The organism is Streptomyces sp. NPDC014894, assembly GCF_043080985.1.
GTDB lineage: Bacteria > Actinomycetota > Actinomycetes > Streptomycetales > Streptomycetaceae > Streptomyces.
The window spans coordinates 222,288-236,886 of the sequence record NZ_JBIBWD010000004.1 but is presented as its reverse complement, the minus strand read 5'-3'; the positions used below and the strand labels follow the sequence as shown (position 1 = coordinate 236,886).

General features: G+C 72.4%; 11 protein-coding genes. All 11 read right to left on the bottom strand.

Annotation, left to right across the window (positions count from 1 at the left end; genetic code table 11):
- Positions 1-70: 70 nt before the first annotated feature.
- Positions 71-1,348, bottom strand: coding sequence for a thymidine phosphorylase (locus ACF089_RS12005; protein ID WP_392025194.1), 1,278 nt, complete (start codon positions 1,346-1,348; stop codon positions 71-73).
- A gap of 102 nt (positions 1,349-1,450) precedes the next feature.
- On the bottom strand, positions 1,451-1,846 hold the full coding sequence (locus ACF089_RS12000; RefSeq protein ID WP_392025192.1) for a cytidine deaminase: 396 nt from the start codon (positions 1,844-1,846) through the stop codon (positions 1,451-1,453).
- Complete coding sequence (locus tag ACF089_RS11995; protein WP_392025191.1) at positions 1,843-3,135, bottom strand: ABC transporter permease; 1,293 nt, start codon at positions 3,133-3,135, stop codon at positions 1,843-1,845. Before ACF089_RS11995 ends, ACF089_RS12000 begins: the two co-directional genes overlap by 4 nt.
- A complete protein-coding gene (locus ACF089_RS11990; protein WP_392025189.1) occupies positions 3,132-4,244 on the bottom strand; it encodes an ABC transporter permease in 1,113 nt (370 codons plus the stop codon). Before ACF089_RS11990 ends, ACF089_RS11995 begins: the two co-directional genes overlap by 4 nt.
- The gene (locus ACF089_RS11985) at positions 4,241-5,890 is read right to left on the bottom strand and encodes an ABC transporter ATP-binding protein (protein WP_392025713.1); all 1,650 of its coding nucleotides are present in this window, start codon (positions 5,888-5,890) and stop codon (positions 4,241-4,243) included. The genes ACF089_RS11990 and ACF089_RS11985 overlap by 4 nt, the downstream gene beginning before the upstream one ends.
- A gap of 200 nt (positions 5,891-6,090) precedes the next feature.
- Positions 6,091-7,149 carry a BMP family protein gene (locus ACF089_RS11980; RefSeq protein ID WP_392025187.1) on the bottom strand — a complete coding sequence of 353 codons (1,059 nt, stop codon included), beginning with the start codon at positions 7,147-7,149 and terminating at the stop codon, positions 6,091-6,093.
- Positions 7,150-7,882: 733 nt separating this feature from the next.
- A complete protein-coding gene (locus tag ACF089_RS11975) occupies positions 7,883-9,121 on the bottom strand; it encodes an amidohydrolase (protein ID WP_392025711.1) in 1,239 nt (412 codons plus the stop codon).
- A gap of 268 nt (positions 9,122-9,389) precedes the next feature.
- The gene (locus tag ACF089_RS11970; RefSeq protein WP_392025185.1) at positions 9,390-10,454 is read right to left on the bottom strand and encodes a hypothetical protein; all 1,065 of its coding nucleotides are present in this window, start codon (positions 10,452-10,454) and stop codon (positions 9,390-9,392) included.
- 114 nt (positions 10,455-10,568) lie between these two features.
- A complete protein-coding gene (locus ACF089_RS11965; protein WP_392025183.1) occupies positions 10,569-11,492 on the bottom strand; it encodes an N-acetylneuraminate synthase family protein in 924 nt (307 codons plus the stop codon).
- 50 nt (positions 11,493-11,542) lie between these two features.
- Positions 11,543-13,039, bottom strand: a complete 1,497-nt coding sequence (locus tag ACF089_RS11960; RefSeq protein ID WP_392025181.1) for a cytidylyltransferase domain-containing protein — start codon at positions 13,037-13,039, stop codon at positions 11,543-11,545.
- An 86-nt stretch (positions 13,040-13,125) separates the two neighbouring features.
- Positions 13,126-14,439: a DUF6716 putative glycosyltransferase gene (locus tag ACF089_RS11955; RefSeq protein WP_392025179.1), complete on the bottom strand. Its 1,314-nt coding sequence runs from the start codon at positions 14,437-14,439 to the stop codon at positions 13,126-13,128.
- Positions 14,440-14,599: the final 160 nt, after the last annotated feature.

Here is a 14,599-nt window from a genome sequence, read left to right as displayed (position 1 = left end):
GCGGGCCGGGGAGCGGGTGCGCCCCGGCCGCCGACGAGGGCGGGTCAGGTGATCCGCCGTGAGGGGCGGGTCAGGCGATCCGGTCCAGCACGATCGGGCTCGCCGTGAAGGCCGTGCCCGCCGGGGCGATGTCGTAGGAGGACTCCAGCGACTTCAGCGCGTAGGCGAACTTCTCCGGGGTGTCCGTGTGCAGGGTCAGCAGCGGCTGGCCCTCGGTGACCGTGTCGCCGGGCTTGGCGTGCAGCTCGACGCCCGCGCCGGCCTGCACCGGGTCCTCCTTGCGGGCGCGGCCCGCGCCCAGCCGCCAGGCGGCGACGCCGACGTCGTACGCGTCGAGGCGGGTCAGCACGCCGGAGGCGGGCGCGGTGATCACCTGGCGCTCGCGGGCGACGGGGAGGGCCGCGTCCGGGTCGCCGCCCTGGGCAGCGATCATGCGCCGCCAGACGTCCATCGCCGAACCGTCCGCGAGGGCCTTCGCCGGGTCCGCGTCCTTCAGACCGGCCGCGTCCAGCATCTCGCGGGCGAGCGCCAGCGTCAGCTCGACGACATCGGCCGGTCCGCCGCCCGCCAGCACCTCGACGGACTCGCGGACCTCCAGGGCGTTGCCCGCGGTGAGGCCGAGCGGGGTGGACATGTCGGTGAGCAGGGCCACCGTGCGCACCCCGCTGTCGGTGCCCAGCGCCACCATGGTGGAGGCCAGCTCCCGGGCGTCCTCCACGGTCTTCATGAACGCGCCGGTGCCGGCCTTGACGTCCAGGACCAGCGAGCCGGTGCCCTCGGCGATCTTCTTGGACATGATCGACGAGGCGATGAGCGGGATGGCCTCGACGGTGCCGGTGACATCGCGCAGCGCGTACAGCTTCTTGTCGGCGGGGGCCAGGCCGTCGCCCGCCGCGCAGATCACCGCGCCGGTGGTGTCCAGGACATGGAGCATCTCCTCGTTGGAGAGCAGCGCGCGCCAGCCGGGGATGGACTCCAGCTTGTCCAGGGTGCCGCCGGTGTGGCCGAGGCCGCGCCCGGAGAGCTGCGGGACGGCGGCGCCGCAGGCGGCGACCAGCGGCGCGAGGGGCAGGGTGATCTTGTCGCCGACGCCGCCGGTGGAGTGCTTGTCGGCGGTGGGCCGGGAGAGGGCGTCGAAGTTCATCCGCTCGCCGGAGGCGATCATCGCCGCGGTCCAGCGGGCGATCTCCGTACGGTTCATGCCGTTCAGCAGGATCGCCATCGCCAGGGCCGACATCTGCTCGTCGGCCACCTCGCCGCGGGTGTAGGCGTCGATGACCCAGTCGATCTGCTCGGGGCTCAGCTCCCCCCGGTCCCGCTTGGTGCGGATGACGGAGATGACGTCCATGGGATTCCTCCAGAGTGACGGGTCTCTGCGCTCTACGCGCATAGAGACCGAGGGTAAAGGCCGCGGCCCCTCCGTCGGGACGGAGGGGCCGCGATCGGGAGCCTAGGCGAGGTTCTTCGGGCCGAAGGCCTGGGGCAGCATCTCCGCCAGGGTCACGATCCCGCCGGGGGTGTCGAGCAGCAGCTCGGGCCCCCCGAACTCGTACAGCAGCTGACGGCACCGGCCGCACGGGACCAGGCTCGCACCCCGGCCGTCGACGCAGGTGAAGTGGGTCAGCCGGCCGCCGCCGGTCGCCTGGAGCTGGGAGACCAGGCCGCACTCGGCGCAGAGCGAGAGCCCGTAGGAGGCGTTCTCGACATTGCAGCCGGTGACCGTGCGGCCGTCGTCCACCAGGGCGGCGACCCCGACCGGGAAGTCCGAGTAGGGCGCGTACGCGTGGGTCATCGCCTCACGCGCCCGGCTCCGCAGGGCCTCCCAGTCGACAACGGCCGTCGTCACTTGCCCTGCCCCTTGCGATAGCGCATGCCGTCCGCCTTCGGCATTCGCAGCCGTTGCGCGGAGAGGGAGAGGACCAGCAGCGTCACCACGTACGGGGTGGCGGTCACGAACTCGTTGGGCACGGTGTCCGTGGCCAGGTACCAGAGCAGCACCAGGGCGGCGACGACCGAGCTGGCCACGGCCTGGACCGTGCTCTTGCGGTAGAACTTCCAGATCGCCAGGGCCACCAGCACGACCACCAGCAGCAGCAGGAGCGCGTGGACGGTCTGGCCGCCGTTGCGCAGCTGGAGCGCGTCGGTGAAGCCGAAGAGGCCCGCGCCCATGGCGAGCCCGCCGGGCCGCCAGTTGCCGAAGATCATCGCGGCGAGACCGATGTAGCCCCGGCCGCCGGTCTGGCCCTCGTTGTAGATGTGCGCGGTGACCAGCGACAGGAACGCGCCGCCGAGACCGGCCAGACCGCCGGAGACGATCACGGCGATGTACTTGTACTTGTAGACGTTGACGCCCAGCGACTCGGCGGCGATCGGGTTCTCGCCGCAGGAGCGCAGCCGCAGTCCGAACGAGGTCCGCCACAGCACGAAGAACGTCATCACGAAGAGCGCCACGGCCACCAGGGTCAGCAGCGACAGATTGGTGACCACGCCGCCGAGGATGCCCGCCAGGTCCGAGACGAGGAACCAGTGGTGCTTCTCGATCGAGGCGAGCCAGTCGGAGACCCCGGGCACCGTGATGGAGGTGATGGAGTCGGAGGGCGGTGACTGCTTGGGGCTGCCGCCCGCCGCCTGCGCCGCGCCGGTGTTGAACCAGAGCTTGGCGAAGTAGGTGGTGAAACCGACGGCCAGGATGTTGATCGCGATACCGGAGATGATGTGGTCGACGCCGAAGGTGACGGTGGCGACCGCGTGCAGCAGACCGCCGAGCATGCCGCCCAGCACACCGCAGAGCACACCGATCCAGGGATCGGTCTGCCAGCCGGCCCAGGCTCCGAAGAAGGTGCCCAGGATCATCATGCCTTCGAGGCCGATGTTGACCACGCCCGCGCGCTCGGCCCACAGACCGCCGAGACCGGCGAGACCGATCGGCACCGCCAGCGAGAGCGCGGCGCTGATCAGTCCGGCCGAGGTGATGTCCTGCGCGCCGGTGACGGCGCGGACCGCGGAGAGGGCGAGCAGCCCGCCCGCGATGATCAGCAGGACGACCGGGAAGGACAGGCGGGTACGGCCGCCCTTGCCGCCGCTCACCTTGGGGGCGGCGGCGGGCGGCGGGGTGGAAGTCGCCGTGACGCTCACGCCGACACCTCCTGCTTCTCGGAGTTACGGGCCTGAGCGGCGAGTTTCGCGCCGACCTGCCGCTGCTGGCGCTTGAGGCCGTAGCGGCGCACCACTTCGTACGCGATGACCACGCAGAGGACGATCACGCCCTGGATGACGCCGACGATCTCCTTGTCGTAGCCCTGGAATTCGAGCTGGCCGCTGCCGCGCTCCAGGAAGGCCCAGAGGATCGCGCCGAGGGCGATGCCGACGGGGTGGTTGCGGCCGAGGAGGGCGATGGCGATACCGGTGAAGCCGATGCCGACGGGGAAGTCGCCGCTGTACTCGTAGCTGTCGTTGAGCAGCGTCGGCATGCCGACCAGACCGGCGACGGCGCCGGAGATCAGCATGGAGGTGACGATCATCTTCTTCACGTTGACGCCGCTGGCCTCGGCGGCGGAGCCGGACTGGCCGACCGTGCGCAGATCGAAGCCGAAGCGGGTCCGGGAGAGCGTGAACCAGTAGGCGACGCCCGCGAGGGCCGCGACCACGATGAAGCCCCAGACGGGGCCGGTGGCGGTCGGGAACTCGAAGAAGTGCGAGGACTCCGGGAGGGGCTTGGTGGAGATCTTCGTACCGGCGGTGTCCAGATGGCCGAGCCGGCCGGTCTGGAGGAGATAGCCGATGATCGCGGTGGCGATCGCGTTCAGCATGATCGTGGAGACGACCTCGCTGACGCCCCGGGTGACCTTGAGGACACCGGCGATACCGGCCCACATCGCGCCGACGGTCATCGCGCAGAGGATGATCAGCGGGATCTGGATCGGGCCGGGCAGGGTCAGCGCGCCGCCGAGGGCGGCGGCGAAGAAGGCGGCGAGGCGGTACTGGCCGTCGACGCCGATGTTGAACAGATTCATCCGGAAGCCGAGGGCGACCGCGAGACCTGCCAGGTAGTAGGTGGTGGCCTTGTTCAGGATGTAGACCTGGCTGTCCGCCTTCGACCCGTAGTCGAACATGATGCTGAAGGCGTTGACCGGCTCCTTGCCGGTCGCCAGCAGCACCACGGAGGTGACCAGGAACGCGACCACGATCGCGAGCAGCGGGGCCGCGAGGCCCAGGAGCACCCGCTCCTTGTCGATCTTCTTCATCGGTCCTCTCCCCCGTCCCGGGGGTCGTCCGCGTCGCCGTCGGACTCAGCAGGGGCTTCGGACTCTCGGGGGGCGTCGGACCCTTCGGGGGCGTCGGCCTCTTCGGGGGCTTCGAGATGGCCGGAGGCCGCGCCGGTCATGGCGGACCCCAGCTCCTCCGGGGTGATGGTGGCGGGATCGGCGTCCGCCACCAGCCGGCCCCGGTACATGACCCGCAGGGTGTCGGAGAGCCCGATCAGCTCGTCCAGGTCCGCGGAGATCAGCAGGACCGCGAGGCCCTCCCGGCGGGCTTCGCGGATCTGGTCCCAGATCTGCGCCTGCGCGCCGACGTCCACACCGCGGGTGGGGTGGGCGGCGATCAGCAGCTTGGGGTTGTGGCTCATCTCGCGGCCGACGATCAGCTTCTGCTGATTGCCGCCGGAGAGCGAGGCCGCGGTGACGTCGATGCCGGGGGTGCGGACGTCGTACTCGCGCACGATCCGCTCGGTGTCGGCGCGGGCGGCCTTCAGGTCCAGGAAGGCGCCCCGGCTGTTGGGCTTCTCGGTCACATGGCCGAGGATGCGGTTCTCCCAGAGCGGGGCTTCCAGCAGCAGTCCGTGGCGGTGGCGGTCCTCGGGGATGACCGCCATGCCGTCCTCGCGGCGCTTGCGCGTCGGGGTGTGCGAGATGTCCTGGCCGTCGAGGGTGAGCGCGCCGGCGTCCAGCGTGCGCATGCCCATGATCGCCTCGACCAGTTCGGACTGGCCGTTGCCCTCCACGCCGGCGATGCCGAGGACCTCGCCCTTGTGGATGGTGAAGTCGATGGAGTCCAGGACCGACCGGACGACCCCGTCGGGGTCGGTGGCGGTCAGCCGCAGATCCCGCACCTGGAGCATCGGCACATCGGTGACGGTGGACTCACGGGTCTCGGGCGAGGGCAGCTCGCTGCCGACCATCAGCTCGGCGAGCTGCTTGGGCGTGGTGGAGGCGGGGTCGGCGGTGCCGACCGTGGTGCCCCGGCGGATCACCGTGATCTCGTCGGCGACCGAGAGCACCTCGCCGAGCTTGTGCGAGATGAAGATGACCGTGAGGCCCTCCGCCTTCAGCTCCCGCAGGTTGTCGAAGAGCGCGTCGACCTCCTGCGGCACCAGAACGGCGGTCGGCTCGTCCAGGATCAGCGTGCGCGCGCCCCGGTAGAGGACCTTGAGGATCTCCACCCGCTGGCGGTCGGCGACACCGAGGTCCTCGACATGGACGTCGGGCCGGATGCCGAGGCCGTACGCGTCCGAGATCTCCTTGATCTTGGCGCGGGCCCGGTCGCCGATGCCGTACAGCTTCTCGGAGCCGAGGACGACGTTCTCGAGGACGGTCAGATAGTCGGCGAGCATGAAGTGCTGGTGCACCATGCCGATGCCGCGGACGATGGCGTCTCCCGGGTTGGAGAAGGAGACCTGCTCGCCGTCGACCGTGATGGTGCCCTCGTCCGGCTTCTGCATGCCGTAAAGGATCTTCATCAGGGTGGACTTGCCCGCGCCGTTCTCGCCGACGAGGGCGTGCACGGTGCCGCGGGCCACGGTGATGTCGATGTCGTGGTTGGCCACGACTCCGGGGAATCGTTTGGTGATGCCGCGCAGCTCTACGGCATGGGGACTGCTGGACGCTTTGATGGCGCACTCTCCAGGGCAGGGAGCGGAGGAGCAGAGGCGGTGGTGGCGAAAACTACCGCGTAGCACCCCGTAGCTGGGAAACTACGCGCGTAGCGCCGCCAAATCGTTGAAGAGCCGGACGCGCTCGCCGAACGCGATACGTGCGTCGGGGCCCGGAGGAGCGGCAAGGCCGCTCGTCCGGGCCCCGATCTCGGGCTGGATCAGGTCGTGGTCTTGACCTTGATGTCGCCGTCCACGATCTTCTTCTTCGCCTCGTCGAGCTTGCCCTGGATGTCCTTCAGGTGGTCGCCCGTGGTGGTGAGGCTGACACCGTCCTCCGCGAGGGAGTAGGTGTGGGTGCCGGTCAGCGGCTTGCCGTCCTTGACGGACTTGGCCAGCTCGAAGACGCCGGTGTCGACGTTCTTGACGACCGAGGTCAGGATCACGGAGGCGTACTTCTTCAGCGCCGGGTCCTTGGCCTGGTCCGAGTCGACGCCGATCGCCCAGGAGCCCTTCTTGGCCGCGACGGCCTCGATGGCGCCGGCGCCGGAGCCGCCCGCGGCGGTGTAGATCACGTCGACGCCCTTGTCGAGCATGCCCTGGGCGGCGCCCTTGCCCTTGTCGGGGCTGCCGAAGCCGGAGAGGTCCGTACCGGTGGTCAGGTACTGGATCTGGACCGACGCCTTGGGGTCGGTCTCCTTGACGCCCTGCTCGAAGCCGGCCGCGAACTTCTTGATCAGCGGAAGGTCGACACCGCCGACGAAGCCGATCTTGCCGTCCTTCGACTTCAGCGCGGCGGCGACGCCCGCGAGGTAGGAGCCCTGCTCCTCGGTGAAGACGATGTTGTCGACGTTCTTGGCGTCGGAGATCGAGTCGACCAGGCCGAAGCTCACCTTGGGGAACTGCGGAGCGACCTTGTCGATCGTGTCCTTGTAGGCGAAGCCCACGGCGACGACGGGGTTGAAGCCGCCCTTGGCCAGCGACGCGAGGCGCGTCTCACGGTCCGCCGGGGTCTCGCCGTGCTTGGCGGTCAGCTCCTTGGTCTCGGCGCCCAGCTCGGCCTTGGCCTTGTCGAGGCCGCGGGCCGCGGAGTCGTTGAAGGAGTTGTCGCCACGGCCGCCGACGTCGTACGCCATACCGATCTTCAGCTTGCCGTCGGCGGCACCGGTGGACTCGGTGGTGTTGTTGGACTCGGTGGACGCCTCACCACACCCGGAGGCGGTGAAGGCGAGGGCCGCGGTCGCGATACACGCGGCAGTGATCTTGGATACCCGGCGCAAGAGGAGGCCCCTTCGAGACTGACCGAAAGCGCCTCTTCCGGCGCTGGTTTTGCGGCGATCGTAACGCGCGTAGATGTCAGTTAAAGCCCTGTTCATGAGTCGTTATCGGATCGTCGCGAACAGGGCGCATGAACGACAGAGCGTAGTGCGTCGCGCACGGGGGCGGGGGGTGGGGGGAAGCCCTGGTGAGGGGGCCGGGGGCCCGGGGGCTTGGGGCCCGGGGGGCCGGGGGGCCGGGGGCGACGAGGGTCCCGGGGGCGACGGGTGCGGTCCGGTCCACCGGGGCCGGGGCGCGGGGCGTCCTCAAGCGCCGGACGGGCTGGGTTTGCTTGGGCGGAGGGATCCGCATCGCTTCTTCGCCGCTCCCCGGACGCGGGGAAGGGGGCGGAAGGATCCAAATCCCAGCCCCGCCGCCCTCGGACGCGGGGAAGGGGGCGGAAGGATCCGCATCCCAGCCCCGCCGGCGATTGAGGCGCGGGGCACGGGGCGGAGCCCCGGTCGGGCGATGCGGCGGGCCTGCTGCCGGGCGCACGAGGGCAACGGACCCCGACCAGCCCACCGACCCCGAGGCCCGGGGCCGTCCTCAAACGCCGGACGGGCTGAAAGGGAGCACCCGGGCCGTCCTCAAGCGACGGCCAGGGTGGAGGGCGAAGGTCCGAGTCGTCCTCGAACGCCGGACGGGGTGGGAGTGCCTTCAGCCCCGCCGGCGATTGAGGCGCGGGTGGCGGGGGCCTCAGGCGTTGGGTGGGGTGGGAGGGGAGGTGTGGAGGAGGGCGGTGGCGGTGAAGAGTTCGACGCCGACCTGGATGGCGCGTTCATCGGCGTCGAAGTCCCCCCGGTGCAGATCCCGCTTGACGGGATCCCCGGGCGTCCGCACCCCGAGCCTGGCGAGCGCCCCGGGCACACGTTCCAGGTACCAGGAGAAGTCCTCCCCGCCCAGGCTCTGATCGGTGTCCTCGACCGAGTTCGCGCCGCGCCGGGCGGTCTGCGCCTCGCGGAGCAGCTCGGTGACGGCCGGGTCGTTGACGACGGGCGGCACCCCGCGGATGTAGTTGATCTCCGACTTGGCCCGGTGGAGCGTGGCGATCTCGTCGATGGCCGCGTGCACCAGGTCGGGCGCGGCGCGCCAGCCCGGCAGGTCCAGGCAGCGCACGGTGCCGGAGAGTTCGGCGTGCTGCGGGATGACGTTGCAGATGTGGCCGGCCTCGATCCGCCCCCAGGTGACCGAGAGCCCCGAACGGGCGTCCACCCGCCGGGCGAGCACCGCGGGCAGCTCGGTGGCCACCTTCGCGGCCGCGGTGACCAGGTCGGTGGTGAGATGCGGGCGCGCGGTGTGGCCGCCGGGCCCGTCGAGGGCGACCTCCAGCCGGTCGCAGGCGGAGGTGATGGGGCCGGGCCGCAGCCCGATGACGCCCGCGTCGACCCTGGGGTCGCAGTGCACCGCGACGATCATGCCGACCCCCTCCAGCACCCCCGATTCGATGGCGTCGGAGGCCCCGCCGGGAAGCACCTCCTCGGCGGGCTGGAAGATCAGCCGGACCGGGCGCGGCAGCAGCCCCTGCCGGTCCAGCTCGGCGAGGACCAGCCCGGCCCCCAGGACGGTGGCGGTGTGGACGTCGTGTCCGCAGGCGTGCGCCCGGTCGGGCACGGTGGAGCGGTAGGGCACGCCGGTCTTGGTGTCGGGGATGGGGAGGGCGTCGATGTCCGCGCGCAGGGCGAGCAGTGGCGTTTCTCCGTCCGCCCGTCCGATGTCACACACGAGCCCGGTGCCGACGGAGAGCACCCGCGGTTCGAGACCGGCCTGTTCGAGGCGTGCCTTGACGACGGCGGTCGTGCGGAACTCCTGGTTGCCCAACTCGGGGTGCATATGCAGATCGCGGCGGAAGGCGATCAGCTCGGCACGCAGCGATTCGGACAGAGTGCCGGGGAGTGCGACGCTCCCGGGCAGGTCGGTTTCGGACTCGCGGGACATCAGTTGGTTCACCTGTTGAAGAGTAGGCCCAGACGGGGGCCAACTGACCGCTGATCAACAAAAGTTCCGTCCGACAGGCGAAGGAGCAGCGGCCCCCAGGTGCATGATCGTGGATCTCTGTGGGTAAGCTCACGCCTTCTTTCGACCGTACCCCACCTCCGGAAACTCCGCCCGGGACCGGGCGGGTCCGCGCCCGGCGGGACGCGGGGGGCCGGAGGGGCGGCCGCGGCCGGGGCTCAGGCCCGTACGCCCCGGGCCCGTACGGGGATCAGGCCGGGGCGGGGAGCCGCTGGACGTCGCGGGCCGTTCCCGAGACTCCCGCGAGGAATCCCCGGGCCCTCGGCGAGGCGGTGGCTCTCAGCCACTGCGGCGCGATGTCGCAGACGGCCACCTTGATTCCGGTGCCCGCGAGTGCCAGGGGGAGGGTGTGGACGACGGTGGAGGGGAAGCTGAGGACCGTGGAGCCGATCGGGCCCCGGCGGGCGACCAGCTCCAGCGGCAGCTCCGGGCGGACGATCTCCAGCCCGGTCTCCCCGGCCAGCCGGTGGAGCTTGCCGGCGCTCTCCCGGCGGTGGGCGAAGTAGCGGCCTGCCCCGTGCGCGCGGGCGAGGGCGGTGACCGCCGCCACGTACTGGTCGGGGTCGACCACGCCCGTCTCCACCAGCGAGGTGCCCACCAGGTCGGCGCCCGGCACGATCGTCGGCGGGCCGAAGCGGAAGCGGGTCCAGCCGAAGGTGTTGGGGGTGACCGTGATGCCCTCGGGCGGATCGACGGGCATGGAGGTGAAGACCTCCACGGCGCGGGTCCGGGAGGGCGCCAGCCGTCTGCGGGCGAGGGAGCTGACCGGCGCGAGGAGCAGTTCGCGCGGGCCCCGGGAGCCGCGCCGGTGCCAGCGCACCAGCTTCTCGCCCCGGGCGAGCTGCGCGGCGAACTCCATGGTGGCGGTGCCGTCGTCCACCACGGTGAGATCGGTGTCGCCGACGAGGGTCAGCAGCAGCTGCACATAGCGCGAGAACGGGTCGCCTATGACGATCCGTTCGGCGCGGCGCAGCATCGGCAGGAGTTCGCGTACGGCGCGCAGGGGCGCGCCCGCTCCCTCGCGCGCCTCCTGCCAGCGGACGGTGAAGCCCTCCTCGCGGGCGAGTTCGGCCATCCGCCGGAGCTGGCCGCGGGACATGGGGTCGGTGGGCGAGAGGACGACGACCGTGAGGCCGTCGGCGGGGGCGGCGCCGGCCCGGGGCGCGGGCGGCCTCGGCCGCTCGTACGGCCGGGCGTGGGCCCACTCCAGGACGTTCAGGAGCTGGACCGGGCTCTCGACGAAGGCGAGATTCACTGCGGGTCACCTCTTGACGGGGCGTACGGCACAAAGGAGGGGGTGGGGCTCCGGGGCCGGGGCCTCGCCGGCCCCGGAGCCCCTGTGGTGCTCGGCGTTTCTCGGTGCGGCGGGTCAGACCGCCACGGGCTCGCGGGGCGCGGGCTCGGCGACGACGCCCGGGACCCGGCGGAGCTTCTTCATGGGGGCGAGTTCGGAGTCGTAGACCTTCTTCACCCCGTCGCCGAGCGCCGCCTCGATGGTGCGGATGTCCCGTACCAGCCGTGCCAGCCCGCCCGGTTCGACGGAAGCGGCCTGGTCGGAGCCCCACATCGCCCGGTCGAGGGTGATGTGGCGCTCCACGAAGACGGCTCCGAGGGCGACGGCGGCGAGGGTGGTCTGCAGACCGGTCTCGTGGCCGGAGTAGCCGATCGGGACGTTCGGGTACTCGCCCTTGAGGGTCTGGATGACGTTGAGGTTCAGCTCCTCCGCCTTCGCCGGGTAGGTCGAGGTGGCGTGGCAGAGCAGGATGTTGTCGCTGCCGAGCACCTCCACCGCGTGCCGGATCTGGCGCGGGGTGGACATCCCGGTGGAGAGGATCACGGTCTTGCCGGTGGCGCGCAGGGCGCGGAGCAGCTCGTCGTCGGTGAGCGAGGCGGAGGCCACCTTGTGCGCGGGCACGTCGAACTTCTCCAGGAAGGCGACGGCCTCGGTGTCCCACGGGGAGGCGAACCAGTCGATGCCGCGCTCCCGGCAGCGCTCGTCGATACGGAGGTACTCCTCCTCGCCGAACTCGACCCGGTGCCGGTAGTCGATGTACGTCATCCGGCCCCAGGGGGTGTCGCGCTCGATGTCCCACTGGTCGCGCGGGGTGCAGATCTCCGGGGTGCGCTTCTGGAACTTGACGGCGTCGCAGCCGGCTTCGGCGGCCGCGTCGATGAGGGCGAAGGCGTTGTCCAGATCGCCGTTGTGATTGATGCCGATCTCGCCCGTGACGTAGACGGGGCGGCCCGGCCCGGCGGTCCTGGTGCCGAGGGTGCGCAGTCGGGACGTGCTCATGGGGTGGTTCCTCACGTGTTCGGGTGGGGTTCGTCGGAGAACGGGTCGGGTCAGTGGTCGTGGGGCGGTTCGGGGGCCGGGGCCTCGCCCGGCGGGCCGGACGGGGCCGGGCCGAGCGGGTCGAGCGCCGGGCCGAGCAGCCAGGCGGCGATCTCGCGGACCGCGCCCCGGCCGCCCCGGGCGGCGGTGACCGCGCGGGCGGCGGCCCGTACCGGGGGGTGCGCGTCGGCGACCGCGACGGGCCAGCCGGCGAGCGAGAAGCAGGGCAGGTCGTTGACGTCGTTGCCGAGGTAGAGCACCCGCTCCGGCGGTACGCCGTGCTCCTCGCACCACCGGGCGAGCGCGAGGTCCTTGCGGTCGACGCCGTGCAGCACGGGGATCCTGAGCTTGCGGGCGCGGGCGGCCACCACCGGGTTCCGCTCGGTGGAGAGGATCAGCAGGGCGAGTCCCGCCTCGCGGAGCCGGGCGATGCCGAGCCCGTCGCCCCGGTGGACGCTGACGGTCTCGCGGCCGTCCGCGTCGATGTGGACGCGGTCGTCGGTCTGGGTGCCGTCGAAGTCGAGGACGACGGCGTCGACGTCGGCCCGGGCGGGCCGGGCGGCGGCCGGGTCCGGCTCGTCGGCGCGGCTCGCGGCCGCCGGCCGGTCGAGCAGCGGGGCGAGCGCCCGGGCCCGGTCCAGATCGTGCGGGTCGTCCACTTCGAGGACCCGGGCGGGATCGGCGGTCACGAGAGCGGTGCGGCCGAAGAACCGGTGGCGGGAGGCGCGGAAGCCGTCGGCGTCCATGGCGTAGGCCGCCCCCGTCTCCAGGAGGTCCCGCGGCCGGTCCTGGCGGCGCGGCCGGTGCGCCGGGTCGTGGTTGACCCCGCGCCCGGCGGGGCGCGCGGGGGCCTGACCGGCGTCCCCGGGGGGCGGGGCCGCCGGGGAGTGGTCCGGGGTCCCCGGACGGTGGTCGGGGGCCGCCCGGCCGAGGTCCGGGGCCGCCTCCCGGCCCTCCGAGGCCGCCCGGCCGAGGTCCGGGGCCGCCTGACGGTCGTCCGAGACCGCCCGGCCGAAGTCCGGGGCCGACCCGCGGTGGTCCGAGGCCGCCTCCCGGCACTCCGGAGCCGCCGTCTCGCGCCAGAGGAAGCCGTGGAAGGGGGCCACGGTCACCGCGCTGTCCGCGCCGTCCTCGACCACCGCGGCGGCGACGCCCTCCACATCGGCGCGGGTGAGGAACGGGCTGGTGCACTGGACCAGGAGCACCGCCCCGGCGCGCAGACCGCGCTCCGACTCGAAGGCGTCCAGCGCGTGCAGCACCGCCGCCTCGCTCGTCGCGGTGTCCCCGGCGATCGCGGCGGGCCGCGACACGACCTGCGCGCCCGCGCCCCGGGCGGCGGCCGCGATCTCCGGATCGTCGGTGGAGACGACGACGTCGGTGACCAGCCGGGCGGCGAGACACTCCCGTACGGCACGGACCACCAGCGGCGCTCCGCCCACGGGGGCCAGATTCTTGGCCGGGACGCCCTTGGAGCCGCCCCGGGCGGGGATCACGGCGAGGACGGTCATGCGCTGCTCTCCTGAGGTGTTCGACGGACCCGGCTCCGGCCGGACGCCGGGCGGATACGGATACGGCTGGGGACCGGGCGCGGGGCTCACAGCTCGCCCACCCTCCGGATCACCGGCGCGACCCGCTGGACCCCGTGGCGGTACGCCCCCCGCGCGGCCCCCCTCACGGCGTCGCGCACCACACGCCGTACGCCCCCGATCTCCCGCTCCCCCGCCGCGCCCGGCAGCGGGACGCCGTCGGGGCCGAGCCGGTGGCGGGCGAGGACGCCGGGCAGATAGCCGGGCGCGGTGGCGGGCGTGTAGTACGGGGCGATGGGCGGCGGCGCGGGGCGCGCGAGCAGCTCGGCGAGGCGTTCCCGGGCCGTGTCGAAGGCCCTCTCGTACCGCCCGTCCGCCGCCACGCCCTGGCCGGCCAGCCAGTGGGGATCGGGGACGGGCCGGTGACCGCCGTCGAGCCGGTCGAAGGAGGTGAGCAGCCCCGAGCCGATGAAGTGGTGGTTGCCGAGGGCCTCGCGGACGCCGAGGTCGGTGAGGACGGCGGTCGGGATGCCCCGGTGCAGCGACTCCATCGCGGCCGTGGAGGAGACCGTGACCAGCAGATCCGTACGGTCGAGCACCTCGCCCATGTTCCCGTGCACCAGCGAGAGGTTGGGCGGCGTCCCGCCCGGGATCCGCTCGGCGAGGCGCTGGTAGGGGTGCTCCTCGACATGGGTGGTGTGCTCGCCGGGCCGGGAGCGGAGTTTGACCAGCACCTCGCGGCGGGGGTGCAGCCGGGCGTGCTCGACCAGCCGCCGCAGCAGATGGGCGCGGTCGGCGCGGGTGACGGGCACGGACGGCTGGGCGGCGAAGACGAGGGTGTCGCGCCCGGCCTCGGGGCGGTGGGGCGCGCCGCCGAGGAAGGGCAGCGCGGCCTCGGTGACGGCGGAGGCGTCCGCGCCGACTCCTTCGTACACCGCGCGGAACCGCTCGGCGTCCTGGCGGGAGTTGGCGAGGACGAGGTCCGCGCCGTGCCGCAGCAGGAGTCCGTCGGCGAGCTTCTCGTAGACGACTCCGACATAGCCGGTGACGACGACCGGGCGGCGGGGCGTCCGCAGCGCGGCGAGTCCGTGCAGCAGGGCCTGGACTCCGCCGCCGACGAGCGCGAGGACGATCACGTCCGGGGCTTCGTCGGCCACGGCCCGCAGGAACCCGGCGGCGGTCACCTCGTAGAGCGCGTCCGCGTCGGCTCCGACCTCGGCCAGCTGGCGGGCCGTCGGGGTGGCGCGGCCGCGCAGCAGAAAGCCGGTCAGGGCCACGGGTCCGGGGGCGATGCGGCGGGCGGTGAGCGCGCCCCATTTCCACCGGGTGTCGGAGTCGGCGAGTACGGCGACGCGTACGGCCTCGCTGGTAGGTGATGGCACATCCAGGACGCTAGAAAGCCATTCCGTTGGACGGCCCAACGCGATCGCAACAGCGGGTTAACAGAGGCCCTACGAATGGGGAGTTCGGGCCGGGGCAGGCCCGGACGCGTATTCGTCGCCGGCCGTTCACCCATTGGCCGTCCGCCGGTCGGCCGGCCGG